The 26,701-nt window shown below is 67.2% G+C and carries 28 protein-coding genes and 1 pseudogene; 27 read left to right on the top strand and 2 right to left on the bottom strand.

Features of this window, described 5'->3' with window-relative positions; translation table 11 throughout:
- The first annotated feature begins 305 nt into the window (after positions 1-305).
- Positions 306-476: pseudogene (locus tag Q8O14_11340) on the top strand (group II intron reverse transcriptase/maturase).
- Here the strand turns inward: Q8O14_11340 and Q8O14_11335 are convergent.
- Positions 440-568: a hypothetical protein gene (locus tag Q8O14_11335; protein MDP2361324.1), complete on the bottom strand. Its 129-nt coding sequence runs from the start codon at positions 566-568 to the stop codon at positions 440-442. The pseudogene Q8O14_11340 and the gene Q8O14_11335 sit on opposite strands and share 37 nt — an antisense overlap.
- A 223-nt stretch (positions 569-791) precedes the next feature.
- Between Q8O14_11335 and Q8O14_11330 the strand changes: the two genes are divergently transcribed.
- From Q8O14_11330 to Q8O14_11250, 17 genes are all read left to right on the top strand, one after another.
- Entirely contained in the window at positions 792-1,007 is a 216-nt protein-coding gene (locus Q8O14_11330) for a helix-turn-helix transcriptional regulator (GenBank protein ID MDP2361323.1), read from the top strand.
- Entirely contained in the window at positions 1,004-1,333 is a 330-nt protein-coding gene (locus Q8O14_11325; protein ID MDP2361322.1) for a HipA N-terminal domain-containing protein, read from the top strand. The genes Q8O14_11330 and Q8O14_11325 overlap by 4 nt, the downstream gene beginning before the upstream one ends.
- Positions 1,326-2,279, top strand: coding sequence for a HipA domain-containing protein (locus Q8O14_11320; protein MDP2361321.1), 954 nt, complete (start codon positions 1,326-1,328; stop codon positions 2,277-2,279). The genes Q8O14_11325 and Q8O14_11320 overlap by 8 nt, the downstream gene beginning before the upstream one ends.
- Positions 2,280-2,653: 374 nt before the next feature.
- Positions 2,654-5,818, top strand: coding sequence for a choice-of-anchor D domain-containing protein (locus Q8O14_11315; protein ID MDP2361320.1), 3,165 nt, complete (start codon positions 2,654-2,656; stop codon positions 5,816-5,818).
- Positions 5,819-5,931: 113 nt separating this feature from the next.
- Positions 5,932-6,594: a T9SS type A sorting domain-containing protein gene (locus Q8O14_11310; protein ID MDP2361319.1), complete on the top strand. Its 663-nt coding sequence runs from the start codon at positions 5,932-5,934 to the stop codon at positions 6,592-6,594.
- Between the two features lie 145 nt (positions 6,595-6,739).
- Positions 6,740-7,306 carry a hypothetical protein gene (locus Q8O14_11305; protein ID MDP2361318.1) on the top strand — a complete coding sequence of 189 codons (567 nt, stop codon included), beginning with the start codon at positions 6,740-6,742 and terminating at the stop codon, positions 7,304-7,306.
- 14 nt (positions 7,307-7,320) lie between these two features.
- Positions 7,321-9,495 carry a T9SS type A sorting domain-containing protein gene (locus tag Q8O14_11300; GenBank protein MDP2361317.1) on the top strand — a complete coding sequence of 725 codons (2,175 nt, stop codon included), beginning with the start codon at positions 7,321-7,323 and terminating at the stop codon, positions 9,493-9,495.
- A 76-nt stretch (positions 9,496-9,571) separates the two neighbouring features.
- Positions 9,572-11,086 carry a glycosyltransferase gene (locus Q8O14_11295; protein MDP2361316.1) on the top strand — a complete coding sequence of 505 codons (1,515 nt, stop codon included), beginning with the start codon at positions 9,572-9,574 and terminating at the stop codon, positions 11,084-11,086.
- Entirely contained in the window at positions 11,086-12,573 is a 1,488-nt protein-coding gene (locus Q8O14_11290; protein MDP2361315.1) for a D-alanyl-D-alanine carboxypeptidase, read from the top strand. Before Q8O14_11295 ends, Q8O14_11290 begins: the two co-directional genes overlap by 1 nt.
- Before the next feature lie 9 nt (positions 12,574-12,582).
- Positions 12,583-13,818 (top strand): DUF1343 domain-containing protein, encoded by a 1,236-nt coding sequence (locus Q8O14_11285; GenBank protein ID MDP2361314.1) that lies wholly within the window; start codon positions 12,583-12,585, stop codon positions 13,816-13,818.
- Positions 13,819-14,067: 249 nt separating this feature from the next.
- Positions 14,068-15,621: a trypsin-like peptidase domain-containing protein gene (locus Q8O14_11280; GenBank protein MDP2361313.1), complete on the top strand. Its 1,554-nt coding sequence runs from the start codon at positions 14,068-14,070 to the stop codon at positions 15,619-15,621.
- An 11-nt stretch (positions 15,622-15,632) separates the two neighbouring features.
- Positions 15,633-16,463: a sigma-70 family RNA polymerase sigma factor gene (locus Q8O14_11275; protein ID MDP2361312.1), complete on the top strand. Its 831-nt coding sequence runs from the start codon at positions 15,633-15,635 to the stop codon at positions 16,461-16,463.
- A gap of 69 nt (positions 16,464-16,532) precedes the next feature.
- Positions 16,533-17,411 carry a YicC/YloC family endoribonuclease gene (locus tag Q8O14_11270; GenBank protein MDP2361311.1) on the top strand — a complete coding sequence of 293 codons (879 nt, stop codon included), beginning with the start codon at positions 16,533-16,535 and terminating at the stop codon, positions 17,409-17,411.
- Between the two features lie 14 nt (positions 17,412-17,425).
- A complete protein-coding gene (gmk, locus tag Q8O14_11265) occupies positions 17,426-18,052 on the top strand; it encodes a guanylate kinase (protein ID MDP2361310.1) in 627 nt (208 codons plus the stop codon).
- A complete protein-coding gene (locus Q8O14_11260; GenBank protein ID MDP2361309.1) occupies positions 18,036-18,335 on the top strand; it encodes a DNA-directed RNA polymerase subunit omega in 300 nt (99 codons plus the stop codon). Before gmk ends, Q8O14_11260 begins: the two co-directional genes overlap by 17 nt.
- The gene (gene coaBC, locus Q8O14_11255) at positions 18,319-19,542 is read left to right on the top strand and encodes a bifunctional phosphopantothenoylcysteine decarboxylase/phosphopantothenate--cysteine ligase CoaBC (GenBank protein MDP2361308.1); all 1,224 of its coding nucleotides are present in this window, start codon (positions 18,319-18,321) and stop codon (positions 19,540-19,542) included. The genes Q8O14_11260 and coaBC overlap by 17 nt, the downstream gene beginning before the upstream one ends.
- Positions 19,539-20,384 (top strand): uracil-DNA glycosylase, encoded by an 846-nt coding sequence (locus Q8O14_11250; protein MDP2361307.1) that lies wholly within the window; start codon positions 19,539-19,541, stop codon positions 20,382-20,384. Before coaBC ends, Q8O14_11250 begins: the two co-directional genes overlap by 4 nt.
- Before the next feature lie 18 nt (positions 20,385-20,402).
- Here Q8O14_11250 and Q8O14_11245 read toward each other — a convergent pair whose 3' ends face one another.
- On the bottom strand, positions 20,403-20,825 hold the full coding sequence (locus Q8O14_11245) for an OsmC family protein (protein ID MDP2361306.1): 423 nt from the start codon (positions 20,823-20,825) through the stop codon (positions 20,403-20,405).
- Positions 20,826-21,132: 307 nt separating this feature from the next.
- Here Q8O14_11245 and Q8O14_11240 point away from each other — a divergent pair, with 307 nt between their 5' ends.
- Genes Q8O14_11240 through nuoK form a run of 9 tightly spaced genes read left to right on the top strand, consistent with a single transcriptional unit; the run spans position 21,133 to position 26,698 of the window.
- A complete protein-coding gene (locus Q8O14_11240) occupies positions 21,133-21,627 on the top strand; it encodes a hypothetical protein (GenBank protein ID MDP2361305.1) in 495 nt (164 codons plus the stop codon).
- A gap of 14 nt (positions 21,628-21,641) precedes the next feature.
- Complete coding sequence (locus tag Q8O14_11235) at positions 21,642-22,049, top strand: NADH-quinone oxidoreductase subunit A (protein MDP2361304.1); 408 nt, start codon at positions 21,642-21,644, stop codon at positions 22,047-22,049.
- On the top strand, positions 22,046-22,552 hold the full coding sequence (locus tag Q8O14_11230) for an NADH-quinone oxidoreductase subunit B family protein (GenBank protein ID MDP2361303.1): 507 nt from the start codon (positions 22,046-22,048) through the stop codon (positions 22,550-22,552). Before Q8O14_11235 ends, Q8O14_11230 begins: the two co-directional genes overlap by 4 nt.
- 7 nt (positions 22,553-22,559) lie before the next feature.
- A complete protein-coding gene (locus Q8O14_11225; GenBank protein ID MDP2361302.1) occupies positions 22,560-23,042 on the top strand; it encodes an NADH-quinone oxidoreductase subunit C in 483 nt (160 codons plus the stop codon).
- Positions 23,043-23,052: 10 nt separating this feature from the next.
- Entirely contained in the window at positions 23,053-24,219 is a 1,167-nt protein-coding gene (locus tag Q8O14_11220; protein MDP2361301.1) for an NADH-quinone oxidoreductase subunit D, read from the top strand.
- Positions 24,220-24,227: 8 nt separating this feature from the next.
- The gene (nuoH, locus tag Q8O14_11215) at positions 24,228-25,238 is read left to right on the top strand and encodes an NADH-quinone oxidoreductase subunit NuoH (GenBank protein ID MDP2361300.1); all 1,011 of its coding nucleotides are present in this window, start codon (positions 24,228-24,230) and stop codon (positions 25,236-25,238) included.
- Between the two features lie 32 nt (positions 25,239-25,270).
- The gene (locus Q8O14_11210) at positions 25,271-25,879 is read left to right on the top strand and encodes a 4Fe-4S binding protein (GenBank protein ID MDP2361299.1); all 609 of its coding nucleotides are present in this window, start codon (positions 25,271-25,273) and stop codon (positions 25,877-25,879) included.
- 13 nt (positions 25,880-25,892) lie between these two features.
- Positions 25,893-26,396: an NADH-quinone oxidoreductase subunit J gene (locus tag Q8O14_11205; GenBank protein ID MDP2361298.1), complete on the top strand. Its 504-nt coding sequence runs from the start codon at positions 25,893-25,895 to the stop codon at positions 26,394-26,396.
- Positions 26,393-26,698 (top strand): NADH-quinone oxidoreductase subunit NuoK, encoded by a 306-nt coding sequence (nuoK, locus tag Q8O14_11200; protein ID MDP2361297.1) that lies wholly within the window; start codon positions 26,393-26,395, stop codon positions 26,696-26,698. Before Q8O14_11205 ends, nuoK begins: the two co-directional genes overlap by 4 nt.
- The last annotated feature ends 3 nt before the right edge of the window (positions 26,699-26,701 follow it).

Genomic DNA, 26,701 nt, shown 5'->3' with positions numbered 1-26,701 from the left:
AGTCCCACCCACGTGGTGGACGTGTTACTCTCATGCATGGCCGGGCTCCTTACGTTTCTGGGCACTGCCCAGTGTGGCTCTGGTCCCTCGTGGATCAACCCACGGCCAACGTAGGGACCCGGCCGTTCCATAAGGTCTAAGCTTCGCCCCCATCGGCTTCACAGCCAGATTCTGACGCGCCCCCCGGCCCACGCTGGGGGGCGCTTTTAGGTGGTGTGCCCAAATGGTCGTCCCGGCGTCGACGGGATGACGGTGGGGGAGTTGGCCGACCACCTGCGGACCACCTACGGACGAACTGGGAAGCGATCCGGGAGCGCTTGCTGTCGGGCACCTGCCAGCCGTCGCCGGTGAAGGAGGCGCTCATCCCGAAAGGCGAGGGCGGGATGCGCCGGTTGGGCATCCCGACCGTGCGGGACCGCTTCATCCAGCAGGCCCTTCTTCAGGTCCTGCAACCGCTGTTCGACCCGACCTTCTCGACGGCGGCCCGATCAAGCCGCTGCGCGCGGATGCTCTCCGCCAGCCGGTCGATCAGCCCTTCGAGGAGTGCGCTTTGGATCACCTGCAGCATGGCGTCCATGTGGGGAAGGGATGGGACATGGGGGCTGCTGGTAGCCCACACTGCTGGTAGAAAGTCGCACGGCGCTCCGGGTACGAGTCGCTGTGGCAACAGCAGGACTTGTCCCTTCCGGGTACGCCCCGTGGTTGCACCCGTCTGATTATACCCGTACGGTGCAGTTTGACATTTGGAATGCTACTCTTGTACCCGTTCGGGTTGGCCACAAGGAGACACGATGAGCAGCACGGGGATGTTCATTCGGAACCAGCGCAAGCAGGCGGGCTTGACCCAGCCCGAGCTGGCAGACAAAGCCGGCGTGGGCTTGCGCTTTCTGCGGGAGCTGGAGCGTGACAAGCCCAGCCTGCAAATGGACAAGGTCAACCAGGTGCTGTGCCTGTTCGGCCACCAGCTCGGCCCGGTGCCCTTGTCGCGGGAGGGAGTGCAGCCATGAGGAGCGCCCGCATCCTGATGCACGGCAAGCTGGCCGGCCTGCTGCGCGAAGGCGAGGAGGGGTACCAGTTCCGCTACGATCCCGGCTACCTGGATTGTCCCGATGCGGAAGCCATCAGCCTGACGCTGCCCCTGCGGACGGAAGCCTATCACAGCGAGCAGCTGTTTTCCTTTTTCGATGGCCTGATTCCCGAGGGCTGGCTGCTGCAGATCGCCGAGCGTACTTGGAAGCTGAATCCGCGCGACCGCATGGGTCTGCTGCTGGCCACCTGCCGGGATTGCATCGGTGCGGTCAGCGTGGAACCAGAGGAATCCGCCGATGACTGAGCGCCGCTGCCTGCTCTGTTACGAATCGCTCGGTGACAAGGACTCTGAGATGCACCCGGCGTGTGCACGCAGGCTGTTCGGCAGCCCGGAAGCACCGCGCGTGGACTGCACGAGGGATGACATCACCAGGCTGGCCCTGCAAGTGGTGCTGGCTCGGATCACGGTGCCCGGCGTGCAGGCCAAGCTCTCCCTGGGGCTGAGCCATGGCACGGCACCTCGCACCCCTGATCGCCTGACGCTGGTGGACACGCCCGGCGGCTATATCCTGAAGCCTCCCGGCAATGCCTATCCCTACCTGCCGGAGCTGGAAGACCTCTGCATGCATCTGGCCGGGGATGCTCGAATCGCCACCGTGCCCCACGGCCTGGTGCGCCTCGCTTCCGGCGAACTGGCTTACCTGACGAAGAGGATCGACCGCGATGGGCAGCGCATGGTTCACATGGAGGACATGTGCCAACTGAGCGGCAAGCCGACGGAAGCCAAGTATCGCGGCTCGCACGAGCAGGTGGCCAGACTGATCCTGCGTCACTCTGCGGCGCCCCTGCTGGATGTGATCGCCTTTTACGAGCGGGTCCTGTTCTGCTTTTTCACGGGCAACAGCGACATGCACCTGAAGAACTTCTCTCTGATCAAGGATGTGGTGCGCGGAACTGTGCTGAGCCCGGCCTATGATCTGGTGGCGACGAGCCTGGTGCTGGAAGAAGATCCCGAGGAGCTGGCGCTGACTCTCAACGGCAAGAAGCGCAAGCTGCAGCGCGCGGATTTCGAGGCCGCCATGCGGGGCGCCGGCATGGAGGAAAAGGTCATCGCGAACCTCTTCATGCGCATTGCCCGCTCGCTGCCACGCTGGGAGCAGCGCATCGAAAGGAGCTTTGTGCCACGGGAGCTGGGAGAGCGTCTGCGATCCCTGGTCAGAGGGCGGCTGGCAAGGCTGGGAATGGGGTGAAGGAGGATCGCCGAGCCCTTCATCACACGTGCACACGGATGAGCAATCCAGGATTGGGCCACTTCCCATGACCTCCTCCTCATGACGCGTTGCATGCGCGATCAGAAGTCATCGATCTGATGGTTGTCCATCCGTGGCACGACTTGGTCTCCGCTTCGTTCCAAGTCCACTCCCCGTCCAGGCGCAGCAGCCGCATGAGCAGCTCCTTCCTGGCGCTGGGAGACACGGTCAAGCGATGGAATCCGCACCGGCTGTTGTCCGATGATTTGCGCGGGCATGGCTTTCCGCTTGTACCCCTTCAAGTTCCGCTGTATCTTGCCCGCGCTTTCGAGCACATCCGCTGTGCCACCCACCCAACTCCCACGGAGCCGGTCATGAAACATTTGCTGATGCTTGCCTGTGCCGCGGGTCTGGTCGCCGCCACTGCCCATGCTGTTCTGCAGATCGACGTTCCCGCCACCCTTTTTCCCACCGGACATGACGGATATGTGGACTCGTTCGCCGGCCCGCTTGATCCGAACAACGGCCCCTTTGCCGCAGTGATGAACACCATGGACAATGTGGCTCGTCCGGCCACCCGCATCGTGGGTCCCGACGGCTTTCCGCTGGCCTACCACCTGATATTCGACTACGACGCTGCCCCGCCCCCAGTCCCGGTGGTGACGACGGTGAGCATGACAGCTGGCTCGTGCTCGAAGGTGTGGACGCCCCTGAACTTCTCCGTGCTCTACAGCGCGGGCCCCAACTTCCCCATCGACTGGGCCTTCAACGGATCGGTGGCGCCCGACAATGCCCCCTACGACCTCTGTTCCTGCTGGCCCGATGACCCGGCCTGCGGCGAACCGGACTGCGCGCTGAGCGACGACGAGTTGGATCTGGGCCTGGTGCTGCCGGGCGTGCCGACTCCCTTCAGTTTCACCATCACCAACGTGGGCAGCGGCATCCTGGCCGGTACCGTGAGCGAGGACTGCGCCACCGTCGTCCTGTCGGATGGCCTTGTCTACAGCCTGGGCGCCGGCCAGAGCCAGGTGGTGAGCGGGGAGTTCCTGGGCCAGGCGCCCGGTTCGGTCCAGTGCTGGCTGGACGTGGGCGGTCCCTGCGAAGGCCTGTGGCTGACGGCGGAAGTGGCCGTCGTGCCCATCTGCCAGGTCTCGCCGACCAGCCTGGATTTCGGCGCCGTGCAGGCGGGCACGCCCGTGCTGCGCACGCTCACGGTCACCAACGCTGGGGGCGGCGTCCTTGAGGGCGTTGTCAGCTCGGACTGCCCAGCCTTCACCGTCCTCTCCGGCGCCTCCTACAGCCTGGCGGCGGAGGAGAGCCAGGAGGTCGTCGTCCGCTTCCTCTCCAGTGTGTTCGGGGAGCATGTCTGCACGCTGGACACGGGGGGCGACTGCCCGGGAGTGGTGTGCATCGGCCAGGTGGAACTGCCGCCCTCCTGTTCAATCGACCCTCCCGTGCTCCAGTTCGGCATCCTGGAGCCGGGGGATGTGGCCGAGTTGGACTTCGTCGTCACCAACAGCGGCGGCGGCATCCTGGCCGGCATTTTCCAGGAAGGCTGCGCCCAGTACTCCATCGTCGCCGGGGAGAGCTACTCCCTGGCCGCCGGTGAAAGCCAGGACGTCACCGTGCGCTTCCAGAGCGACACGCCGGGCTACTATCCCTGCCCCGTCATCGGCACCACCTGTCCCAACACCATCCTGCCCTGCCTCGCCACGGTGGTGGCGCCCATCCCCGTCTGCGCCATCGAGCCCGACACCCTGGACTTCGGCACCGTGCCGCCGGGAACGCCGGTGGCGCTCGCCTTCACCATCACCAACGAGGGCTATGGCGTCCTGGCGGGAAGTGTCGCCTCGCCCTGCCCACCCTACTCGGTTGTGGCGGGCGGCGAATACAGCCTCGGCGCCGGCCAGAGCCAGGTCGTGGATGTGTTGTTCACGGCTCCGGCGACCCCGGCCTCCTATCCCTGCCTGCTGGACACGGGCGCCGGCTGCCTCGACCTGACCTGCCTGGGCGTGTCGGATCCACTGCCGGCCTGTCTGGTCGATCCTGCCGCCCTCGATTTCGGCACCGTCCTGCCTGGCACGCCCGTGGCGCGGAGCTTCACCCTTGCCAACACGGGCGGCGGTCTGCTGGCGGGGACCGTCACCTCACCCTGCCCGTCCTACACCATCACGGCGGGCGCCGCCTACAGCCTGGCCGCCGGGGAGAGCCAGGAGGTCGAGCTGCTCTTCACCGCCCCCGCCCAGCCGGGGCCCTATCCCTGCCTCCTGGACACGGGCGGAGCCTGCGCCGACGTGGCCTGCACAGCCGCCGTGGAACTGGCGCCCGCTTGCCTGGTGGAGCCCCTCGCCCTGGACTTCGGCGCGGTGGCCCCCGGCGTGCCCGTGACGCGGACCTTCACCATCACCAACATGGGGGGCGGCCTGCTGGCCGGCATGGTCGTGGAGGATTGCCCGGCCTACAGCATCGTCTCCGAGGCCGGCTACAGCCTGGCGGCGGGCCAGAACCAGACCTTCACCATCCAGATGCAGAGCGCGACGGTGGGAACCCACCTCTGCCAGGTGGGCACAGGCGAGGGCTGCGGGCCAGTGGCCTGCGCGGGCATGGTGGAATTGCCGCCCGCCTGCGAGGTCAGCGTGGCGGAGCTGGACTTCGGGCGCGTCCTCCCCGGCACCGCCTTGCTCCGGAGCTTCACCATCACCAACACGGGGGGCGGCACCCTCAGCGGCAGCGTGGTGGACGCCTGCGAGCACTTCTCCGTCGTCTCGGGCGGCGCCTACAACCTTGCTGGCGGCCAGAGCCAGACGGTGGAGCTGCGCTTCCTCTCCAACACGGCGGGCGACTACCAGTGCCAGCTCGATCCGGGTGGCGGCTGTCCGCCGCTGGCGCTCGGCGGCTCGGCCATGTGGCTGGACATCGTGACGGGCGAGGCCTCGGCCTGCGGACCCGTGGACAATCTGGGCCACTTGCCCGGCTCGCTCACGGGCTTCGCGCCGGAGTGGGCGATCGGTTCCATCGGCCTGCTCATGGCCAATGACGGCAGCCTGACGGTGGCCGTCTCCATCCATGTCAATGGCGTGCAGGTCTGGAGCGGGCCCACCAACAGCTCCTCCTGGCTGAGCAGCGAGGCGGCCGGCTTCGACCTGTCCGATTGGTTCGACGAGAACATCCAGCTGCACCTCGAGGTGAGCGACGGCGTCAGCGTCTGGAACGCCGGCGGCGAACTCTGCCTGTGGGACCTGAGCTTCCTGGATCTCACCAACAGCCTGAGGCCCACCGCTTTCCTGCTGCACGAGCCCATGCCCAATCCCTTCAACCCGGCCACGCGCCTACGCCTGGACCTGCCCGCGGCCGATGTCGTCCGCCTGGCCGTGCTGGACCTGCAGGGTCGGCAGGTGGCATTGCTGGCCGACCAAGCCCTGCCGGCGGGAAGCCACGACTTCATCTGGCGGCCGCGCCACTCGGCCAGCGGCACCTACTTCATCGCGGTGGAGTGCCGACAGGGCGTCCAGGTGCGCAAGGTGCTCTTCCTCAAGTGATGCGGACCCATTCATGAATCGGGTATGCGATCCGCCCCGCGTCGCGGCGCGGGGCGGACTTTTTCCCCCGCAGCGCCTTTGATACTCTGACTGACCAAGCGGGGGAGACACCCATGAGATTCCTGTTGACCGGACTGCTGGCCGTCGGGGTGTCGAGCCTGCGCGCCGGGGCCATCCTGCAGATCGACCTGGACGCGACGCTCATTCCCGAGGACTGCCACGGCCAGTTGCAGGCCACCATGTTCCTCCACGACAATCCGGCGCCCTGGCCGGCCACGGGCATCTTCGGGCCGGACGGCATGCCGCTGGCCTTTCATCTGGTGTTCAACTACGACGACGTGTTGCAGGGGGGGGCCGTCGATCGCATCGACCTGCAGGCCGGCGCCGTTGTCCACAGCTGGCAGCCCGCGCCCTTCTCTCTCGTCTATCCGCCTGGACCCGCCTTTCCCTTCGCCGGCCTGTTCGATCCCTTTCCCTCCTGCGCCACGGCCCTGACTCCGGCCAGCCGGCCCCAGGCGGCCGCGTTGGAGTCGATTCTGCCCAATCCCTGCAATCCGGACGCCCAGATCAGCTTCCGTCTGGACACCCCCGGCCTTGCCCGACTGAGTCTGTATAATTTGGTGGGACAGCGCTTGCAGGTGCTGGCCGAGGGATACCACGCCGCCGGCATCCATCGCACGGAGTTCCGCGGCTCCGAGCTGCCCTCCGGGCTTTATCTGGTGGTGCTGGAGGCGAAGGGGCGCACGGAGGCGATGCGCCTCCTCTTGCTCAAGTAGCCGGTCGACACATCGTCTGGCACGCGCCTTGCTTTGCCATCGTGGCATGGTGGACCCAGCTTGCCTCGGACGACAGGAGATTGTCGGGTTGACTGGATTCCTTACATTTTTTGCGCGTCAGCCAATCGCGAAAGGAAAAGCATCCATGCCCGATCTGCGAGGTTTGCGGGGCTGGCTTCTGTCCGCCCTGCTCGTGCCGCTGCCCCTGCTGGCCGAGACGGCGCCGCCACCCCCGCCCGCGGCGGTGGAGGATATGCCCGCCACGCCGCTGGTCATGCCGGGCTATGCCAGCCTGACCGGCTTCCGCCTGACCGCCCCCGGCGGCATGCAGCCCCTCACCCAGCGCCACATCGAGGTGATCACCGTCGTGGGCGAGGTCGATCCGCCTTTCGCAATCGGCGACGACCGCATCGACCTGGTAAATCCGGAATACAACGAGGCGCGCTTCAAGAACCTGATGAACGGGGATCCCGGCATGGTGGCCGCCACGATGACCATCTTCATCGAGGAGCGGGATCCCACGGACAACCGCATCCAGGTCTGGGAGCAGGTCATCGTCCGCGTCTACAACGCCGAGGAGAAGGAGAAGGCCACCCACTACTGCGACAGCACGCCGTGGAAGGCCCAGCCAGGCTTCTTCGACCTGACGCCCGAGCAGGTCCAGTTCAGCGCCTGGCGCCCGATCGAGAAGCCGAAAGCCAATTCCAAATGAGATGGGAGAGCGAGATGAAGAAACACCTGCTGCTTGGGCTGTTGACCCTGGCGGGCGCCAACAGCGCCTTTGCAATCTTCCAGTGGGACGTCGACCTGTCGGACCTGGATGCTGTCGCCTGCTGGAACCCGAACTCCTGCGCCCCCAGCGCGGCCACCGTCCACATGTACAATCCGGCCAACCCGGCCCAAACCTACACCATCAATTGCAACATTTTCGGTCCGAGCGGCCAGCCCTTGGTGTATTCATTCCAAGCGGATGCCGATGCCCAGGTCAATTGCGCCTTGACCTACATCATCGACGAGCTGTGGGTCAGTTTCGACGGGCCGGGCTTCCATTTCGAATTCACCCACCTGCCTCCCATCTTCAGCATGTTCTACGGCTGCGGACCCCTCTTTCCGGTGAACGTGGACATCACGGGGGAGGAGTTGGACGGTTGCGTGCCCTTCAATCCAGGGTTGGAGTGGACCTTCGCCAACTTCCCCGGCGGCCAGGTCGCCCTCACCGAGGACTTCACGGTCGAGGCGGGTGAGCTGCTGCACATCGAGGCGGGCATGGAGGTCTACGGCCTGCCGGGAACCAGCCTCATCATCCAGGGCGACATGGAGGCCCAGGGCACTCGCGGGAACTGGATCCGCTTCGTGGGCGAGGACTGGAACGGCATCGTCTTCGGCGAAGGAGCCGACGCGGACCTCACCTTCTGTTCCATCACGGACGTCCACTCCGGGGATGACGGCGGCGCCATCACGGTGGAGGATGGCGGCTGGGTCCGCCTCTTCAATTGCCTCATCGCCCACAACACCTGCGTGGGCAACGGCGCGGCGGCCTACGTGGCGGACGGCGGCGTGCTGTCCGTCTACAACAGCACCATTTCCCACAACCATGGCACGACCAGCGGCGGCATCTTCCTGGGCGGCGCCAACGCCCTCTTCGAGTCCGGCATGAACCTCATCACCTTCGCCACTCCGGCCAACACGGATGTGACGGGTGTGGGCTTCACCAACGTCTTCTTCACCAACATCTATCCGCAGAACTCGGGCTTCCCCGATGACATGGTGCTGCCGGCCTGGTACTGCAACCCGGGCTATGTGAACCCCATGGCCATGAATTTCAACGTCTCCTACTGGTCCCTGAGCGATCCCACCGAGGTCAACTGCATCATCGACGTCTCCGTCAGCGAGCTGGAGATCGACCCCGACGGCACGCCGGCCGACATGGGCGCCTTCCCCTTCAACCAGTTCCAGATCATGCACCCGGCCAGCATCCTGGCGGTCAACGACCGGCCCAACGACCAGGGCGGCTACGTCGTCGTCCAGTTCGCGGCCAGCCCCAACGACGGCTCCTGGATGAATCCCACCACCATGTACTCGGTGTGGATGCAGTACCCGGGCATGGGCGAGAACGAGTGGGTCTCCGCTGGCACCGTCGCCGCCCTGGGCATCCCCGGCATGACCTACAACGTGCAGGTGGCCACCCTCGACGACCAGTACGAAGGCCATGAGAACATCCATTCCTTCATGATCGGGACGCACAGCGTGCATTTCCCGGTGCCCATCCCCTCCGCCGTCATGCAGGGCTTCTCCGTGGACAACATCGTGCCCGTGATGGTGACGGGTCTGGATGACGCCGGTTGGGCCTATGACGCCTGGCCGCCCACCGAAGACCGTCTCCCCCTGAGCTGGAACCAGAATCCGGTCAACGATTTCGACCGCTTCATCGTGACCAGCTCCCTGCAGAACGACATCAACACCGGCGTGCCGCTCTATGAGGGTCCCCAGACCAGCGCCACCTTCTCCCTGCCCTTCGGCCAGCTGGTGGAGAACCAGCCCGTGTATTTCTGGGCCGTGGCCGTGGACTACCACGAGAACCGCAGCGATCCGGCCAACTATGTGCAGTTCTACACCAGCGTCGAGAACCGCCTGCCCACCGCCTACAGCCTGGGCCAGAACTACCCGAACCCCTTCAACCCCACCACCAGCATCGAGTTCGCGCTGCCGGTGGCGGGCCAGGTCAACCTGAGCGTCTACAACATGCTGGGCGCCAAGGTGGCCACCCTGGTCAACGGCCAGAAAGCCGCGGGCCGCTACACGGTCAGTTTCGACGGGGCCAGCCTGGCCAGCGGTGTCTACTTCTACAAGCTGGAGACTCCGAGCTTCAGCGACTTGAAGAAGATGATCCTGGTCAAGTAGGGTCCTTCCGCATTTGATGGAAAGGGGGCGCCACGGCGCCCCCTTTCATGACAGCCCCTCAGGCCAGAGGAGTCCCATGCCCCAGATCCTTCTCGTCCTTCCCGTGCTGGAGGGCGGCGCCGCCCTGGGCCGCACCATCGACAGCCTGCTTGGGCAAAGCCTGGGCGACTTCCAGGCTCTGGTCTGCAGCAACGGCCGACCGTTCACGGACACCTTGCCCGCGGGCGATCCACGTTTCCGCCTCGTCACAGACGAGTTCCGCAACCTGTCCTCGATGAAGGCCGCCCTCATCCAGCGCTGGCCGGCTCCGCTTGTGGCCGAGTTGCCGGAGGGCCTGGAGTTGGAGCGCGAGGCCCTGGAGCGCGCCCTGTTGGGACGCAAGACCTCGCCGCGGGCCGGCGCCTTTTACGGGCACTACCGCGAGATCACGGCGGAGGGGGAACGGGTCGTGGAGCCGCGCCTCTGGCCGGGCGACCTCACGGAGCGGATCAACGTCGGCCCCCTGGTCTTCCTCGTCCGTGAGGCGCTGCTCCAGGCGGGCGGCTACGATCAGGCCTTCAACACGGCCCAGGAGTACGACCTGCGCCTGCGCATGCAGGACGAGTCTCCCTGGGAAAGCCTGGGCGCCGTGCTCTGCGCCATCCGCCCGCGCCAGGGAGACAGCGTGGCCGCCCGGCAACTGGGCGCCTCCAAGGTCTTTTCACCGGGAGAGGGTCCCCAGGGCGGGTTCACCTATCTCTTCTACGGCCCGGCCGAGGAAATGGAATTCGAGACGGCCTTCAAGAACCATTTGCGCCGCCACGAGGCCTACCTGAGCCATCCGCCCGCCGCCGTGTCGCCCGTGGGCGAGCCGGGCAGCGTCAGCGTGGTCATCCCCTTCCACAACCGCGGGCGCTTCCTGGACCGGGCCATCGCCTCCGTGCTGGCGGGCGGCTGGCCCCAAGTCGAGATCCTCTGCGTGGACAACTGCTCCACCGATGATGGCGCGGAGGTGGTGCAGGCCTGGGCGGCGCGCGACCCGCGGGTCCGCCTGCTGGTGAACGACCGCAACGTCATCGCCCGCGCCCTCAACCTGGGCGTGCGCCACGCCACGGGCCGCTACGTGGCCCAGCTGGACTCCGACGACGAGTATATGCCGCGCACCCTGGCCGCCGCCGTGGGGGGCCTGGAGGCCAACCCGACCTGGGGCCTGGCCATCTCCTACTACGAGTTGATCACGGAGGAAGGCGAGCCGATCCCTGAGCTGGGGATCATCAAGCATCTCGAGTACGATCCCAACAACCACCTGCGGGTGGATGGCGCCGGCGCCGTGCGCGTCTGGCACCGCGCCGTGATCGAGGAGATGGGCGGCTTCGACGAGGAGCGCTACGGCGACTTCGCCGAGGACTACGACCTGGTGGCCCGCGTGGTGGAAAAGTACGAGGCGGGCAAGCTCCACGAGGTGCTTTACCGCTATCGTCGACACCCGGACAACACCGACGTCAAGCGCAGCGCGGACATGAAGATCGGCAACAAGACGCGCATCCGGCACGAGGCGATCGTCCGACGGCGGGTGCTGAACCGCCGACTGCGGGCGGAGGGCCGCGTCTGATGCGCCATTGGTGGTGGCTGCTGCCGGGCCTGTTGATGGCGGCGGGAGGGCGCCTGGACCACCCATCCTCGCCCCAGGCCGCCGCCATGGCCGCCGCGCCCCTGCCGGCGCTGCCCGACTCCCTGGTGCAATGGTTGGACCGCCAGGGCGGCCAGGCCCTGCTGGTCCAACTGGCCATCCTGGATCTGGCCGACACGACGGGGGCCCTGCTCTACGGCCGCCAGGCGGAGCAGCGGCAGACGCCGGCCTCGCTCATCAAGCTCTGCACCGCCGCCCTCGCCTATGAGTTGCAGGGGCCGCGCCATCGCCTGCTCACCCGCGCCGGCTATGATCCGGCCGCCCTCGTCGTGAACCCGCACACGGGACGCCGGCGGGCCGGGGCCCTTTACGTGCAACCGGCCGGGGACCCGACCTTGAAGCGCCGGGATCTTGTCCGCCTCTTCCAACACGTGTGGCAGGACGGAGTGGATGAGGTGGGCGAGCTGCGCATCATGCCCAACTCCTTTGATCCGCTTCGTCTGGGTCCCGGCTGGATGTGGGACGACGGCAGCGACCCCTTCACAGCGCGGCCCAGCCTGCTCACGGTGCAGGGCAACAGCCTGGTCGCCGAGCCCGGTCCGGTGGCCTGGGATATCCCCGGCTCCGCCTTGCTGGACTTGCGCCAGGAGCCGGCCGCCCGGAACGTCCCGGCCAGCCTGGAACGGGATTGGCCCGCCGCCCGCGACCGCTTCGTCTTCCTGTCACCCCTGCTCCCGGCCGATCTCAAGCCTCGTTCGGGCCGCTGGTGGGTGCGGCCTCCCGAGCCGGCCTGCAACGTGGAGTACCCGGATTCCCTCTTCCGCTCCGTCTGCCACGAGGCGGCCCAGGAGGTCTTCGGGACCACCCGCCCGCCCCGTCTGAACTGGACCGGCGCCCTCCCCCGTGGCATGGCCTGGTTCCGCCATGCCGGTCCCCCCCTTGTCCAGGTGCTGGACAGCATGCTGACGGAGAGCTGGAACCTGGGCGCCGAGTGCCTCTTCCAGGGCGTGGCGGCCGAGCGACCACAGCCGGGCAAGGGAGGCTGGGAGCGGGCGGCGCTCCTGGCCCAGGAGGTGATGAGGGACAGCCTGGGCGTGACCGATTGGCTGCGTCAGGTGGACGGCTCCGGCCTCTCCCGCTACAATGCCGTGGCCCCCCGGCAGTTCGTGCAGCTTCTGGCCGGCATGGAGCGGCGCCATCCGGGACAATTGGCGGCCCTGCTTCCCCGGCCGGGGGAGGGCACCATGCGCGTCTCGCCGCCGCTGCTGCCGGCAGGGGTGGACCTGGCCGCCAAGACGGGCACGCTGCGCGGCGTAAGCAGTCTGGCGGGCTACCTGGGGACGGGCGGCCCGCCCCGCGTCGCCTTCTGCCTGATCATCACGGGCCAGCAGTCAGCCGCACAGGCCCTGCGCGTCCGCAATGAGATCCTGGTCCGCCTGGCCGCCTGGCTGGCCTCCAACCCCAACTGAGGATCCGACATGGTGCGAACATGGATGCTGCTCGTCCTGGCCGTGCTCGCCGGCCTCCTGGCGTGCTGCGTCACGATCAGCTCCGCCCGCGTGCGTCCGGGCATCGAGGTGTTGCTGGAGGATTCCCTCGCTTGCGTCATGGGGCGTCGTCTGGGCCTGGTGACCAACCAGACCGGCATCGATGGGGAGGGCCGCTCCACCATCCGCCGCCTTCATGAGCGGCGCGATCTCCGTCTCCTGCGCCTCTTTTCCCCCGAACACGGGCTGGACGGCAGCCGGCCGGCCGGCGAGACGGTGCGTGACGAGATCCACGGCCCGACCGGTCTGCCCGTAAGCAGCCTCTATCAAGGCAGCCGGGCGGTGGAGCCCACCCTCCTGGCCGGGCTGGACGTGGTCTTGTTCGATATCCAGGACATCGGCCTGCGTCCCTACACCTACACGTCCACCTTGGCCGAGGTGATGAAGGGGGCCCGCCGGGCGGATGTCGAGGTGATCGTGCTTGACCGTCCCAATCCGCTGGGAGGCTGGCGCGTGGCCGGCCTGACCCTGGATCCGGCCTTTGCCAGCTTCATCGGGCCCTACCCCGTTCCCTATCTGCCCGGCATGACGGTGGGCGAACTGGCCCGCCTCTTCAACGAGGCTTTCGGCATCGGCTGCCGACTCAAGGTCATTCCCATGAGCGGCTGGTCCCGCGCCATGACCTTTGTGGACACGGGTCTGCCCTGGGTGCCCACCTCGCCCAACGTGCCCACCTGGGACACGCCCCTCGCCATGAGCATCACCGGTCCCCTGGGTGAGTTGGGGGCCGTCTCCATTGGCATCGGCACGGCCTCCCCCTTTTGGGTGGCAGGGAGCGACCAACTGGACGGCAACCACCTGGCGGAGCGCTTCAATGATGCGCAGTTGCCCGGCCTGCGGGCCCAGCCCTGGACCTGGACACCCAGCAGTGGAAGCTGGAACGGCAGAACATGCCGGGGCATCCGCCTCCTGGTCACGGATTGGTCCGTGGTCGATCCAGGCGGGGCCCAATTGGCCTTGCTGGAAATTCTGAGCCAGGAGCTGGACTCCCTGGCCTCCCGCGGGTCGGTCAACCAGCGCCGCATGTTCGACAAGGCGATGGGCACCGATCAGGTCCGCCTGGCGCTGGAGGGCGGCGGGGGAATGGAGTTGCTGCGCCGCAAGCTGGGGCTGGATGACAAGGCGTGGCGCGACTTGCGGCGCCCATACTTGCTGTATCCCGACTAGCACGGCCGCCAGCCTGCACGGGCGGCAACAAGGTCGATCAGCGCCTCGGATCCGCCTCAGCGACATGGATCCGCGCCATCACAGCTCCGTCATGGAACAATTCACGCTGTCAAGCGGTTGTGTGCGGCCACGTGGACACGATGGTCCGCCGAGCATGCGGGCATGGCTGAGGTGTCCAGGGAAATTTCCGAACCGCGTTGCCCGAACAAAAGGGGAACGCTACCTTAGTCATTCTGGGGAAAAATCGCAATGAAAACCGAACACTTGAAGCTGATCAAAACTAGCATTCTCACCGGCATCCTGGCAACGGTTCTGCTGATTCTCGGCGTAATTTTTGCATCGGGAAGAGGCTGGTCCTCGTCGGGCCTGGCCGGCCTGTGGCGTTCCACCCCGAGCTACCCGGCCCAACACGGGCTGATCATGCCGGCCTCGCTGCCCCTGACGGTGGACGAGCGCGGCAGTTCACCCTTCGTGGCCGTGGCCGATCGTTTGCTGCCTTCGGTTGTCCACATCAAAGTGACGACCGCCCGACGCGGTGGCGGCGAGGGCTGGTTCGGCTTCGGTCCGGAATGGTTCGGCATGCCCAACGACCGCTTCCATCAAGATCTGCCGGAGGAGCGCAGCAGCTCGGGCACAGGCTTCATCATCGACGAGGACGGGTACATCCTGACCAACAACCATGTCATCGAGAACGCCAGCGAGCTGACCGTGGTCCTCTCCAACAAGAAGGAAGTGAGCGGCAAGGTGATCGGCTCCGATCCGGAGACGGACGTGGCCGTCGTCAAGATCGACGCCCGCCATGCCGCCGGGCGCGCCGCGCCGTTGGGGGACTCGGACGCCATCCGTATCGGGGACTGGGCCATCGCCATCGGCAATCCCTATGGCCTGGAGCAGTCGGTGACGGTGGGCGTGATCAGCGCCACGGGCCGCGCCAACCTCAATATCTCGGGTGGCGGACCCGTCTTCCAAAACTTCCTGCAGACGGACGCCTCCATCAACTTCGGCAACTCGGGCGGGCCCCTGGTCAACATCCATGGCCAGGTGATGGCCATCAACACGGCCATCAACACGCGCGCCCAGGGCATCGGTTTCGCCATTCCCATCAATATGGCGCGCAAGGTCTATCTGGACCTGCGGGATCACGGCGCCGTGGTGCGCGGCTACCTGGGCATGGTTCCCCGCGAGTTGACCGCCGAGTTGAAGAAAGCCCTCCGGCTGGACGAGGACACCCAGGGCATTTTCGTGGACTCCGTGCAGGACGATGGTCCCGCGGCCGCGGGCGATCTGGCGGCGGGTGACGTCGTCCTCGACTGGAACGGCAAAACGGTGGTCAATGTCAGCGATTTCCGCATGCAGGTCGCCCAGACTTCGCCCGGCCAGAAGGTGAAGGCCCGGATTTTGCGGGACGGCAAGGAGCGCAGCCTGACCTTCGTCCTGGCCGACCGGGCCGCCGCCCTCAAGGAGGAACGGCCGGCCACTCCCCCAAGTCCCGTGGCGGAACCGGACAGGTTGGGGCTGGACGTGGCGGAAGCGGATGACAATCAAATCCGTCGCTACAACCTGGACGAGACCCTGGTCCGCCAGAACCGGGGCGTGGTGATCACGGCCATCCGGCGTGATTCTCCGGCCCGGCGCCAGCTGCGGGTGGGCGATGTGATCACCCGCCTGGATCGGACCCCCATCCGCACGGTCAAAGACTTTGTCAGTGCGGAAAAGGAACTGACCAAGAAGCAAGCGGCGATTCTCGTGCACATCATCCGCGGGAACCGCAAAACGATCGAGGCGATCGACCTCGGGGAATAACGGAGTTTGCCGTGCGAGCGAACCAGACCTTGGAGCGATACCTCCAGGAGATCGGCGAGGTGGAGCTGCTCACCGCGGACCAGGAGATCGAGCTGGCCAAGCGGATCAAGAAGGGCGACCAGACCGCGCTTGAGACGCTGACCAAGGCCAACCTGCGCTTTGTCGTGTCCGTGGCCAAGCAGTACCAGAACCAGGGTCTGGACCTGTGCGACTTGATCAACGAGGGCAATCTGGGCCTGATCAAGGCGGCCAAGCGCTTCGACGAGACCCGCGGCTTCAAGTTCATCTCCTATGCGGTGTGGTGGATCCGCCAGTCCATCCTGCAGGCCCTGGCCGAGCAGAGTCGCGTGGTGCGCCTGCCCCTCAACCGGGTGGGGGCCCTCAACAAGATCGGCAAGACCTACAACCATCTGGAACAGCAGATGGAGCGCGAGCCGACGCCTGACGAGATCGCCCACGAGCTGGAGATGTCGGCCTTCGAGGTGACCGACACCATGAAGCGCTCCGGTCGCCATCTCTCCATGGACGCGCCCTTCAACATGGGGGAGGAGAACCGCCTGCTGGACATCCTGCACAACGAGTCCCAGCCGGCGCCCGACTCCAACCTGATGGGCGAATCCCTCCGCACGGAGGTGCAGCGCGCCCTGGCCACCCTCTCGGATCGCGAGGCGGAAGTGGTGCGGCTTTACTTCGGCCTGCACCGCGAGCACCCCATGACCCTGGAGGAGATCGGGGAGAAGTTCAGCCTGACCCGGGAGCGTGTGCGGCAGATCAAGGAGAAGGCCCTGCGCCGGCTGCGGCACGCCAGCCGCAGCAAGAACTTGAAGGCCTATCTCGGGTAGAGGATGATTCGCATGAGGCACGCCCGTCCTCCTGTCTCGGCGGGGGGACGGGTTCACGTCAGGGGAGACATGATCCAATCCATGACCGGCTTCGGCCGGGCGGCCGTCAACGGGACCGGCTATCTGGTCCAGGCCGAGTTGTCCAGCCTGAACAACCGCTACCTGGAAGTCGGGCTCAAGCTGCCGCGGACCCTGCTGTCCTATCAGCATCCGCTCCGCGAACTGCTCAAGCAGGCGATCAGCCGCGGCAAGCTCAGTCTCTACATGAGCGTGACACGCACGGCGGCGGCCCAGATCCGGGTCGAGGTGGACGAGGGGCTGGCCCGCGCCTACCGCGACGCCGCCCGCCAATTGTCCGAGCGCCTGCAAGTGCCGGACAACCTGGGCAGCCGCGAGCTGCTGGGGCTGGACGGCGTCCTGGCTTCCAACGAGGGATCGGGGGAGAACGAGGAGCTGTGGGCGGTGGCCCGCGAGGCCTTGGCCCAGTCCCTGGCGGCTTTCCAGGAGACGCGCCGCCGGGAGGGGGCCGCCCTCCACGAGGATTTCATCCAGCGCCTGGCGCGCATCGAGGCGTTGTTCGCCGGCGTGGCGCAGGCCTGGGAGCGGAACCGGCCTGAGATCCGCCGCCAGTTGCAGGAACGGCTGGCCCGCCTGCTGGAGGGTTCCGAGCTTCGCCCCGAGCGCTTTGAGATGGAAGTCGCCCTCATGCTGGACAAGCAGGACATCTCGGAGGAGATCACGCGCTTCCGCAGCCATGTGGACCTGTTCCGCCAGACCTTGGCCAGCGGGCAGCCGGCCGGCTCCAAATTGGGCTTCATTCTGCAGGAGCTGGTGCGCGAGGCCAACACGGTCAGCTCCAAATCGCCGGACACGACGATCACCCACTTGGTCGTGCAGATCAAGGAAGAGGTGGAGCGCATCCGCGAGCAGGTGCAGAACGTCGAGTGATGAGTCAACCCGGGATGAACAGGAAGCCGGCTGGCGCCGGACGGGAGACGGGCGGCCTTGTGGTCGTGGCGGGGCCTTCCGGCGCGGGCAAGAGCACTCTGCTCAAGCGCCTGCTGAAGGAACATCCCGTCTTCGCTTTCGCCGTTTCCTGCACCACCCGCCCCCCCCGGCCGGGCGAGGTGGAGGGGCGGGAGTATTACTTCCTGGACGAGGCTGAATTCACGCGGCGGGTGGAGAGGGGCGACTTCGCCGAGTGGGAGGCCCTCCACGCCCATCGATACGGCACCATGAAGGAGGAGATCGAGCGTCTGCGCCAGGCCGGCCGGCACGTCCTTTTCGACGTGGATGTGAAGGGGGCGCTCACCCTCAAGCATCTCTATCCCGAGGCCCTGCTCGTTTTCATCGCCCCGCCCTCCCTGGCCGCCCTGGAGGAGCGCCTCCGCCTGCGGCGCAGCGAGAGCGAGGAGCAGATCCGCATTCGCCTGCAGCGCAGCCGCGAGGAGCTGGCGCTGGCCTCGCGCTTCGACCGCCTGGTGGTCAACGATGATTTGGAGACAAGCTATCATGCCCTGCGCGGCTGCCTGGAGGCCTTCCTGCCGGCCGCGAACAACCTGGAGGAACGGCATGCGCATCATGCATGACACGACCAAGGAAGACCTGGAGCAGCGCAACCAGAACGTCTACGAGGCCATCCTCGTGATGGGCCTGCGCGCGCGCCAGGTGAACGAACACCAGAAGTCCATCCTCTCCCGCATCCACGAGGAGTATCAGGCCACGCTCAACCTGAGCGAGGACGCTCCTGAGGAACCGGAGGAGATCGAGCTGCCCGCCTTCACCAAGCCCACCGTTCAGGCCATGCGGGAGATGCTGGATGGCAAAACCGCTTTCGATTACCTGGACCCGGTCGATGGAGAGAGCCGCTAGCCGCAAGGTCCTGCTGGGCGTCACCGGCGGGATCGCGGCCTACAAGTCCTGCCTGCTGCTGAGGCGGCTGGTGGACGCTGGTTGCGATGTGCGGGTGGTGATGACCCGTCATGCGGCCCAGTTCGTGGGCCCGTTGACCTTCTCCACCCTGTCGGGACACCCGGTGGCGGCGGACCCCTTCGCCGAGTACCGGGTCGACGGCGCCGAGCACATCGACCTGTCGGCCTGGGCCGACCATGTGGTGGTGGCCCCGGCCACGGCCAACATCCTGGCCAAGGCCGCCGCCGGCATCGCCGACGACTTCCTTTCCACCCTGCTCTGCGCCTTCGACCGGCCCATCCTCTTCGCGCCGGCCATGAACCACCGCATGTGGGACAATCCGGCCATCCGCCGGGCCTGCGCCCAATTGGAGGCGGACGGGCACCAGCTGGTGCCGCCCGGATCCGGCTGGCTGGCCTGCGGAGAGACCGGCGCCGGCCGCATGGCCGAGCCGGAGACGATTCTTGAATGGCTGGATTGGCTCGCCCTCCGCAGCGGGGAGCTGAGCGGTCGGCGCGTGCTGGTCAGCGCCGGCCCGACGGTGGAGGAGATCGACGAGGTGCGCGTCCTCAGCAACCGCTCCAGCGGCAGGATGGGCTTCGCCCTGGCGCGGATGGCCCAGCGCATGGGCGCCGAGGTGAGCCTGGTGGCCGGGCCGGTCCCCTGGCCCACGCCGCTGGGCGTCTGCCGCACCGACGTGCGCAGCGCCGCCGCCATGGCCGAGGCCATGAAGGAGCTGTCCGCCACGGCGGATCTGGTGGTGATGTGCGCGGCGGTGGCCGACTACCGGCCGGAATCGCATCCGGGCAAGCGCAAGAAGGACGGAGCCGCCTGGGAACTTGTTCTCCATCCCACCGAGGACATCCTCGCCTCGCTGGCCGGGCTGCCCGGCCGCCAAGGGCGCGTCCATGTGGGCTTCGCCCTGGAGGTGGAGGAGGATTCCGCCCAGGCCCGCGCCCTGGCCCTGGACAAGCTGCGCCGCAAGGATCTGGACCTCATCTGCCTGAACAATCCCCGGCGTCCCGGCTCCGCCTTCGGCTCCACCACCAATGAGGTGACGATCCTGGCGCGGGACGGCACCTGCGCCGAGCTGCCCTTGCTGGACAAACTTGACGCCGCGCGGGAGATCCTGCTCCAGGCCGCCCGCCTTCTGCCGGCCCGGCCATGAGCGGGCGCGTCAAGGACCGCCTGTTGGAGCTGCTGGAGGAGCAGGCCCCCTTCGGACCCCTGCCTCTGCCGCCCGGGGTGGACCCGCGTCTCTTCCGCCACGCCGGCCTGCTGGCCATGGCGCGCGCCAAGGCGGCCCCATCAGTGGTCGGCCAGCCGGAATCCGCGCCCCTGTCCCTGGCACGACCCGCCGCCACGGCGTCCGGCCCCTCGCCCGCGCCACCCCCGCCACCGGTCCCGGCCGTCTTCCTGCCAAGCTGGAAGAGCCTGGAGGAGGTGCGCCTGGCCGCCACCGTCTGCCGGCGCTGCGAGCTGGGCAAGAGCCGCACATGCAGTGTGTTCGGCGTGGGTTCGCCCACGGCCGATCTTGTCATCGTGGGCGAGGCGCCCGGGGAGCAGGAGGATTTGAGAGGCGAGCCCTTTGTCGGCGCGGCCGGGCAGCTGCTGGACAAGATGCTGGCGGCCATCGGCTTCGCCCGTCAGGATGTCTACATCTGCAACACGCTGAAATGCCGGCCGCCGATCAACCGGGATCCCCTGCCCGGGGAACTGGCAGCCTGCCGCACCTTGCTCGACCACCAGTTGCACTTCCTGCAACCGAAGCTCATGCTCGCCCTGGGTCGGGTGGCCGCCCGGGCCCTGTTGGGCGGCGAGGCGACCCTGGCCGCCATGCGCGGCCGCGAGCATGTCTTCAACGGCCGGCCCCTGCGCGCCAGCTACCATCCGGCCGCCCTGCTGCGCAACCAGCAGTGGAAACGTCCGGCCTGGGAAGACTTGCAGGCCTTGCAGCGCCGCTACGCGGAGCTGGGGGGGCGTCCCGGCACCCTGACTCCCTCCGCCTGAGCCGCTGCGCTCCGCCACTTACTCCAGCACGGCATCCATCGTGATCTCGGCCTTGAGCAGGCGCGAGACGGGACATCCGTTCCTGGCGTTGGCCGCCGCGGTGTGGAAGGCCTCCGCGCTGGCCCCGGGCACCGTGGCGCGCACGACCAGGTGGACCCGCGTGATGGTGAAGCCGGCCTCCAGGCGTTCCAGCGTCAATTCGGCGCTGGTGCGGATGTGGTCCGCGCTCAGGCCGGCGCTGGCCAGCTGGCCGGATAGCGCCATGGAGAAACAACCGGCGTGGGCCGCGGCGATGAGTTCCTCCGGATTGGTGCCGGGGCCGTCCTCGAAACGGCTGTGGAAGGAGTAAGGCGTCTGGTCCAGGGCACCGCCCGCCGCCGAGACCGTGCCCTTGCCCGTCTTGAGATCGCCCTGCCAATGGGCCGAGGCGCGTCGAATCATGGCTTCCTCCACTTGCTGTGTCCATGGATCAGGGCCGGAACGACGGCCTTCCCCAATGAGGGATAGTGCCGGCGCACCTGCACCCGGGCGCATCTGGCAGTCGATCCGGGGCCATCGGCCGATCCATCCGGCCACTGTGGGGCCTTGCCGGGGGAGACTTCTTCAGGTAGCGAACAGTTCATGTTGTTAACTTCTTGACTGTCGGAGGCGGCTGCGCTACCTTCATCCCGAACCGGTTCGGCAGACTGTCGGGCCGCGCACCTCGATATGAAGGGTTCGCCGCTGCGGCGGCAGGAAAGGCAAGCCGGTGATCGACCCCCAACGCATTCGCGTTCCTGCCGCTTGTTCCCCCCTGGAAGGCATCTATCTGCTGGCCCTGCTGCTGCGCGGGCAAAGGGAGCGCTTGTCCAGCCTGGGGCGCCTCCTGGACAGCGTTCAAGCTGCGCCTGTGACGGAGCGGCTCAGGGACGTGGAGGAGCTGCTCTGGCGCCTGCGGGCCATCCTGGCCGGCGCTGATCCCGCTCCCAGCCAAGAGCCTGCGCTGCTGGCCCTGCTGGAGTTGTCCGGCCTGGCCGAGGCGGCTCCGCCCGTCCCGGCGGTGAGGGGCTGGAGCGTCCGGGAGCGGCGGCGGCGCCTGCTGGCGGATCTGGAGCAGGGCCGGATCGCCCTGCTGATTGTGGCGGACCAATGCCGCGCCCTGCCGGCCGCCACCGAGTTCGACGAGGAGTTCATGCTGGTCGGTCTGGCGGCCCGGGAGCAGGGGGAGATCCTGCGGCTCCTGGGCGTCCGGGCCGCCGCATAGGGAGAGGAGCGGGCATGCAATTCGCCTTCGGGGTGGTGCTGGTCTTCATGGTGATGGGCCTGCTCATCGGCGTCGTCGCCCTCGCCCTGTCCTCCTTCATCCGCCCGCACAATCCCACCGAACTCAAGCTTCAGATCTACGAGTGCGGCGAGACGCCGGTGGGCTCGCCCTGGATGCAGTTCAACAACCGCTTCTACACGGTGGCTCTTGTCTTCATCATTTTCGACGTGGAGGTGGTCTTCCTCTTCCCCTGGGCCGTCGTCTTCAAGGAGCTGGGCGCCTTCGCCTTCCTCGAGATGCTGGTCTTCGTGGGCATCCTCGCCGCCGGACTGGTCTACGCCTGGGCGAAGGGGGATCTTGAGTGGGTGCGTAGCCGGCGCTTCCTCAGGGCCGCGGCCGCGGAGAAAGGACGGACGGCGTGAACCTGCCCATCGAACGCCACGAGGACGGCAACATCCTGCTCACCAGCGCCGAGTGGCTGGTCAACGAGGCGATTGCCCGCAGCCTGTGGCCCATGACCTTCGGCCTGGCCTGCTGCGCCATCGAGATGATGGCCGCCGGCGCCGGGCGCTTCGACCTGGCCCGCTTTGGCAGCGAGGTCTTCCGTCCCACCCCCCGCCAGGCGGACTGCATGATCGTGGCGGGCACGGTGACGATGAAAATGGCCAGCCGCGTCAAACTGCTCTACGAGCAGATGGCGGAGCCCAAGTTCGTCATCAGCATGGGCAGCTGCGCCAACTGCGGCGGCCCCTACTGGCAGCACGGCTACCACGTGCTCAAGGGCGTGGACCGCATCATCCCGGTGGACGTCTACATCCCGGGCTGCCCGCCCCGGCCCGAGGCCCTGCTGGAAGGGATGGAGCTGCTGCGCGACATCATTCGGGGCAAGAAACCCCGCCAGGGCGCCGACGCCCGCAATGCCTGAGGAACCCATGGAATTCGCCGAGCTGGTCCGGCAGATCCGGACCGCCCTGCCCGAGGCCGTCCTCGAAGAGCACGCCGACGCCTTCAGCCCCTGGGTGCTGGTGGAGCGGGAGAGCCTGCCCGCCCTCGCCCTGCTCCTGCGGGACGATCCGGCCCTCGCCTGCAACGAGCTGATGTGCCTCTCCGGTGTCCACGCCCCCGGCCCCGAGGGCGACAAGCTGTGGAGCGTGATCCACGTCTTCAGCATGCGGCACCGCCACAAGCTGGGGGTGAAAGTGGTCGTCGACGCCGCCGACCCGGTGCTGCCCAGCGTGGCGGCGGTGTGGCCCACGGCCGACTGGCACGAGCGCGAGGCCTTCGACATGGTGGGTCTCATCTACCGGGGCCACCCCGACCTGCGCCGCATCCTCTGCCCGGACGACTGGGAGGGACATCCCCTGCGCAAGGACTACGTCACCCCCGCCACCTACAACGGCATGCCGCTGGACTAGAGGCCCCTTCATGGAATCACGCGACCTGTTCATCCATGGCAGCCGGGTGCCCGACCACGGCCCCGACGGCGAGCTGATGATCCTCAACATGGGGCCGCAGCATCCCTCCACCCACGGCGTGCTGCGCCTGGAGCTGAAGACGGACGGCGAGGAGGTGGCGGGGATCAGGCCCCACATCGGCTACCTGCACCGCTGCTTCGAGAAGCACTGCGAGAAACTGACCCCGCCCCAGATCCTGCCCTTCACCGACCGCATGGACTACCTGGCCTCCATGAACAACAACCTGGGCTTCGCCATCGCCTGCGAGCGGATGCTGGGCCTGGAGGTGCCGGAGAAGGTCGAGTACATGCGCGTCATCGTGGCCGAGCTGAACCGCATCGCCAGCCACCTGGTGGCGATCGGCACCTTCGGTCTCGACCTGGGCGCCCTCACCCCCTATTTCTATTGCTTCCGCGACCGGGAGATCATCCTCGACTTCTTCGAGGAGATCTGCGGGGCGCGCCTGCTCTACAACTACATCTGGGTGGGAGGCCTCAGCCACGACTTCCCGGAGGGGATGGACGACCGCATCCGGCGCTTCTGCGACGAGTTCGAGCGGCGCATCGACCACGAGCTGAACCCGCTCCTCTCCTTCAACAAGATCTTCCTCAACCGCTCGGCCAAGATCGGCGTCATCACGCCGGAGGAGGCCTGGGCTTGGGGCCTGAGCGGTCCCAGCCTGCGCGGCAGCGGCGTGGACTTCGACCTGCGGCGGGACGACCCCTACTCCATCTACGACCGCTTCCAGTGGAAGGTCTGCGTGGGCGAGGGCCTGATGGGGACGGTGGGCGACTGCTGGGACCGCTACTGGGTGAAGGTGCTCGAGATGAAGGAGTCGCTCTCCATCATCCGGCAGGCGATCGAGCGGCGTCCCCACGAGGGCGACGTGCGGGAGAAGACGCCCAGCCGCGTCAAGCTGCCGGCCGGGGAGATCTACTGCCGCACGGAGACGCCGCGCGGCGAGCTGGGCTATTACATCGTCTCGACGGGCGGCAACCTGCCGGAACGCGTCAAGGTGCGGGCCCCGGCCTTCTGCAACCTCTCCATCATCGACGAGATCTCCCGCGGCGCCCTCATCGGCGACGTGGTGGCGATCCTTGGTTCGCTGGACATCGTGCTGGGCGAGATCGACCGCTAGGAGACACCATGACGGACCTGACGCAGATCTTCTGGTTCTGGGCTCCCGCCAGCGCCGTGCTGATCGCCATCGTGATCACCGCCAACGCGCTGGTCTCGGTCTACCTGGAGCGCAAGGTCTCGGCCTGGATGCAGAACCGCCTCGGTCCCATGGAGAACGGCCCCCAGGGCATCTTCCAGACGGCCATCGACGCCGTCAAGCTCCTCCTCAAAGAGGACATCATCGCCCGCGGCATCGACCGCCCGCTCTTCAAGCTGGCCCCCTACATCGTCTTCGCCGCCAGTTTCGCCGTCTTCGCCGTGGTGCCGCTGGCCCGCGGCATCAGCCCCGCCGACCTGGACGTGGGCGCCTTCTACGTGCTCGCCGTCTCCTCCTTCGTCGTGGCCGGCATCATGATGGCCGGCTGGTCCAGCAACAACAAGTGGTCGCTCTACGGCGCCATGCGCGGCGTGGCCCAGGCCGTCAGCTACGAGATCCCCCTCTCCCTGGCCGTGCTGGCTGTCGTGATGGCGGCCGGCTCCATGTCCCTGCAGACCATCTGCGCGGCCCAGGAGGGGGGCTTCTGGAACTGGAACGGGCTGGCCCTTCACCGCAATCCCTTCCTCGTGGCCGGCTTCCTTGTCTACTTCGTGGCCAGCCTGGCGGAGGTGAACCGCACGCCCTTCGACCTGCCCGAGGCCGAGAGCGAGCTGGTGGGCGGCTACCACACCGAGTATTCGGGGATGCGTTTCGCCCTCTTCTTCCTGGCGGAGTACGCCAACATGCTGGCGGTGGGCGTGCTGGCCACCGTCCTCTTCCTGGGCGGCTGGCAGCCGGCCCTGCCCTTCCTCGACTTCATCCCCGGGCCGCTCTGGCTCTTCGGCAAGGCCTATCTCTTCGTGCTGTTGCAGATCTGGATCCGCATGACGCTGCCCCGCCTGCGCGTGGACCAGCTCATGCACGTCTGCTGGAAGGTCCTGGTGCCGGCGGCCTTGTGCATCCTGGTGCTGGGCGCCTTGTGGGAACTGGTGATTGCTTAGCGGCCGCCCGGCGGCCCGGAAAGGCGTGTGACATGGGATACTTCGGCGACATCGCGGAGAGCCTGCTGACGGCGGTCAAGGGCATGGGCGTGACCATCACCCGCGTGGTGGAGAAGCCCAACACCGTGCAGTGGCCGCACCAGCCGGCCACCACCAAGCCGCGCACGCGCTCCGAGCTTTTCAACAACATCGACGACTGCATCGGCTGCCTGAACTGCGCCAAGGCCTGCCCCGTGGACTGCATCGAGATCGAGACGGTGAAGAGCACCAAGGCGGTGGATCTGGGGCGGACCTCCAACGGCAAGAAGAAGACCCTGCACCTGGCCAGGTTCGACATCGACATGGCCAAGTGCTGCTACTGCGGGCTCTGTGTGGATGTCTGCCCCACGGAGTGCCTCATCATGACGGAGAAGTTCGACTACAGCTGCGCCGAGGTGACGGGCCTGCACTACTCCTTCGCCCGCATGGACGAGGGGGAGATCCGCCAGGCCCGCGAGGCGCTTGAGGAGGAGAAGCGCCAGGCCGCCCAGGCCGCCGCCGCGGCGGCGGAAGCCAAGGCACGGGCGGAGGCGGAGGCGAAGGCGGCGCCGGAGGCCCCGCCGGCGCCGGAGGCGGGCGGCAGCGAAGGCCCCGCGGCCTGAACCGGGAGGACGGATGGATCTTAAAATCCTGCTGGAGCTGATGTTCGGGCTGTTGACGGTGGCCTCGGCGGCCTGGGTGGCCTTCTCGCCCAAGCTGCTGCACGCCGGCTTCAGCCTGCTCTTCACCTTCTTCGGCGTGGCCGGCCTCTATGTCATGCTGGGGGCGGATTTCCTGGCCGCCACCCAGGTGCTGGTCTACATCGGCGGCGTGCTCGTGCTGCTTCTCTTCGGCATCCTGCTCACCACCGCCCTGCCCACGGCCGAGCTGACCGGCCGCGCGGCGCGGCGCGGCAAGGGGCTGGCCCTGGGCGCCCTGCTCCTCGTTTTACTGCTGGCGGCCATCTTCCGGGCCAACTGGCCCCTCTCCTATCCGCCGCTGCCGGAGACCACCGCCGCCCAGATCGGGCGGGGCTTCATGACCAGCTGGCTGCTGCCCTTCGAAGTGGCCTCCATCCTGCTGCTGGGAGCCATGCTGGGCGCCCTGCACCTGGCCCGCCGGGGAGGGGAGGAGCGATGAGCCTGCATTTCTACTTGGCCATCGGCGCCATCCTCTTCGTCCTGGGGATCGTCTGCATGGTGACGCGGCGCAACGCCATCGCCCTGCTCATGGGCGTGGAGCTGGTCCTCAACAGCGCCAACCTCAACTTCGTGGCCTTCTCCCGCTTCACCCAGGCGAAACCGATCGAGGGCCAGGTGATGAGCATCTTCGTCATCATCCTGGCCGCCGCCGAGGCCGTCGTGGCCCTGGCCATCGTCATGAACCTTTACCGCCAGCAGCGCAGCATCCAGGTGGATGAGGCGCACGAACTGCAGGGCTGAGCC

The organism is bacterium, assembly GCA_030685015.1.
Classification (GTDB): Bacteria; CAIWAD01; CAIWAD01; order CAIWAD01; family CAIWAD01; genus CAIWAD01.
Note: the sequence above shows the minus strand (reverse complement) of the source record. Positions and strands in the feature narration are given on the sequence as shown.

Bases quoted from the DNA above. Each gene is read 5' to 3' on its own strand.
- Q8O14_11335 (MDP2361324.1), bottom strand. From the start codon at position 568: ATGCTGCAGGTGATCCAAAGCGCACTCCTCGAAGGGCTGATCGACCGG.
- Q8O14_11330 (MDP2361323.1), top strand. From the start codon at position 792: ATGAGCAGCACGGGGATGTTCATTCGGAACCAGCGCAAGCAGGCGGGC.
- Q8O14_11325 (MDP2361322.1), top strand. From the start codon at position 1,004: ATGAGGAGCGCCCGCATCCTGATGCACGGCAAGCTGGCCGGCCTGCTG.
- Q8O14_11320 (MDP2361321.1), top strand. From the start codon at position 1,326: ATGACTGAGCGCCGCTGCCTGCTCTGTTACGAATCGCTCGGTGACAAG.
- Q8O14_11315 (MDP2361320.1), top strand. From the start codon at position 2,654: ATGAAACATTTGCTGATGCTTGCCTGTGCCGCGGGTCTGGTCGCCGCC.
- Q8O14_11310 (MDP2361319.1), top strand. From the start codon at position 5,932: ATGAGATTCCTGTTGACCGGACTGCTGGCCGTCGGGGTGTCGAGCCTG.
- Q8O14_11305 (MDP2361318.1), top strand. From the start codon at position 6,740: ATGCCCGATCTGCGAGGTTTGCGGGGCTGGCTTCTGTCCGCCCTGCTC.
- Q8O14_11300 (MDP2361317.1), top strand. From the start codon at position 7,321: ATGAAGAAACACCTGCTGCTTGGGCTGTTGACCCTGGCGGGCGCCAAC.
- Q8O14_11295 (MDP2361316.1), top strand. From the start codon at position 9,572: ATGCCCCAGATCCTTCTCGTCCTTCCCGTGCTGGAGGGCGGCGCCGCC.
- Q8O14_11290 (MDP2361315.1), top strand. From the start codon at position 11,086: ATGCGCCATTGGTGGTGGCTGCTGCCGGGCCTGTTGATGGCGGCGGGA.
- Q8O14_11285 (MDP2361314.1), top strand. From the start codon at position 12,583: ATGGTGCGAACATGGATGCTGCTCGTCCTGGCCGTGCTCGCCGGCCTC.
- Q8O14_11280 (MDP2361313.1), top strand. From the start codon at position 14,068: ATGAAAACCGAACACTTGAAGCTGATCAAAACTAGCATTCTCACCGGC.
- Q8O14_11270 (MDP2361311.1), top strand. From the start codon at position 16,533: ATGATCCAATCCATGACCGGCTTCGGCCGGGCGGCCGTCAACGGGACC.
- gmk (MDP2361310.1), top strand. From the start codon at position 17,426: ATGAACAGGAAGCCGGCTGGCGCCGGACGGGAGACGGGCGGCCTTGTG.
- Q8O14_11260 (MDP2361309.1), top strand. From the start codon at position 18,036: ATGCGCATCATGCATGACACGACCAAGGAAGACCTGGAGCAGCGCAAC.
- coaBC (MDP2361308.1), top strand. From the start codon at position 18,319: ATGGAGAGAGCCGCTAGCCGCAAGGTCCTGCTGGGCGTCACCGGCGGG.
- Q8O14_11250 (MDP2361307.1), top strand. From the start codon at position 19,539: ATGAGCGGGCGCGTCAAGGACCGCCTGTTGGAGCTGCTGGAGGAGCAG.
- Q8O14_11245 (MDP2361306.1), bottom strand. From the start codon at position 20,825: ATGATTCGACGCGCCTCGGCCCATTGGCAGGGCGATCTCAAGACGGGC.
- Q8O14_11235 (MDP2361304.1), top strand. From the start codon at position 21,642: ATGCAATTCGCCTTCGGGGTGGTGCTGGTCTTCATGGTGATGGGCCTG.
- Q8O14_11225 (MDP2361302.1), top strand. From the start codon at position 22,560: ATGGAATTCGCCGAGCTGGTCCGGCAGATCCGGACCGCCCTGCCCGAG.
- Q8O14_11220 (MDP2361301.1), top strand. From the start codon at position 23,053: ATGGAATCACGCGACCTGTTCATCCATGGCAGCCGGGTGCCCGACCAC.
- nuoH (MDP2361300.1), top strand. From the start codon at position 24,228: ATGACGGACCTGACGCAGATCTTCTGGTTCTGGGCTCCCGCCAGCGCC.
- Q8O14_11210 (MDP2361299.1), top strand. From the start codon at position 25,271: ATGGGATACTTCGGCGACATCGCGGAGAGCCTGCTGACGGCGGTCAAG.
- Q8O14_11205 (MDP2361298.1), top strand. From the start codon at position 25,893: ATGGATCTTAAAATCCTGCTGGAGCTGATGTTCGGGCTGTTGACGGTG.
- nuoK (MDP2361297.1), top strand. From the start codon at position 26,393: ATGAGCCTGCATTTCTACTTGGCCATCGGCGCCATCCTCTTCGTCCTG.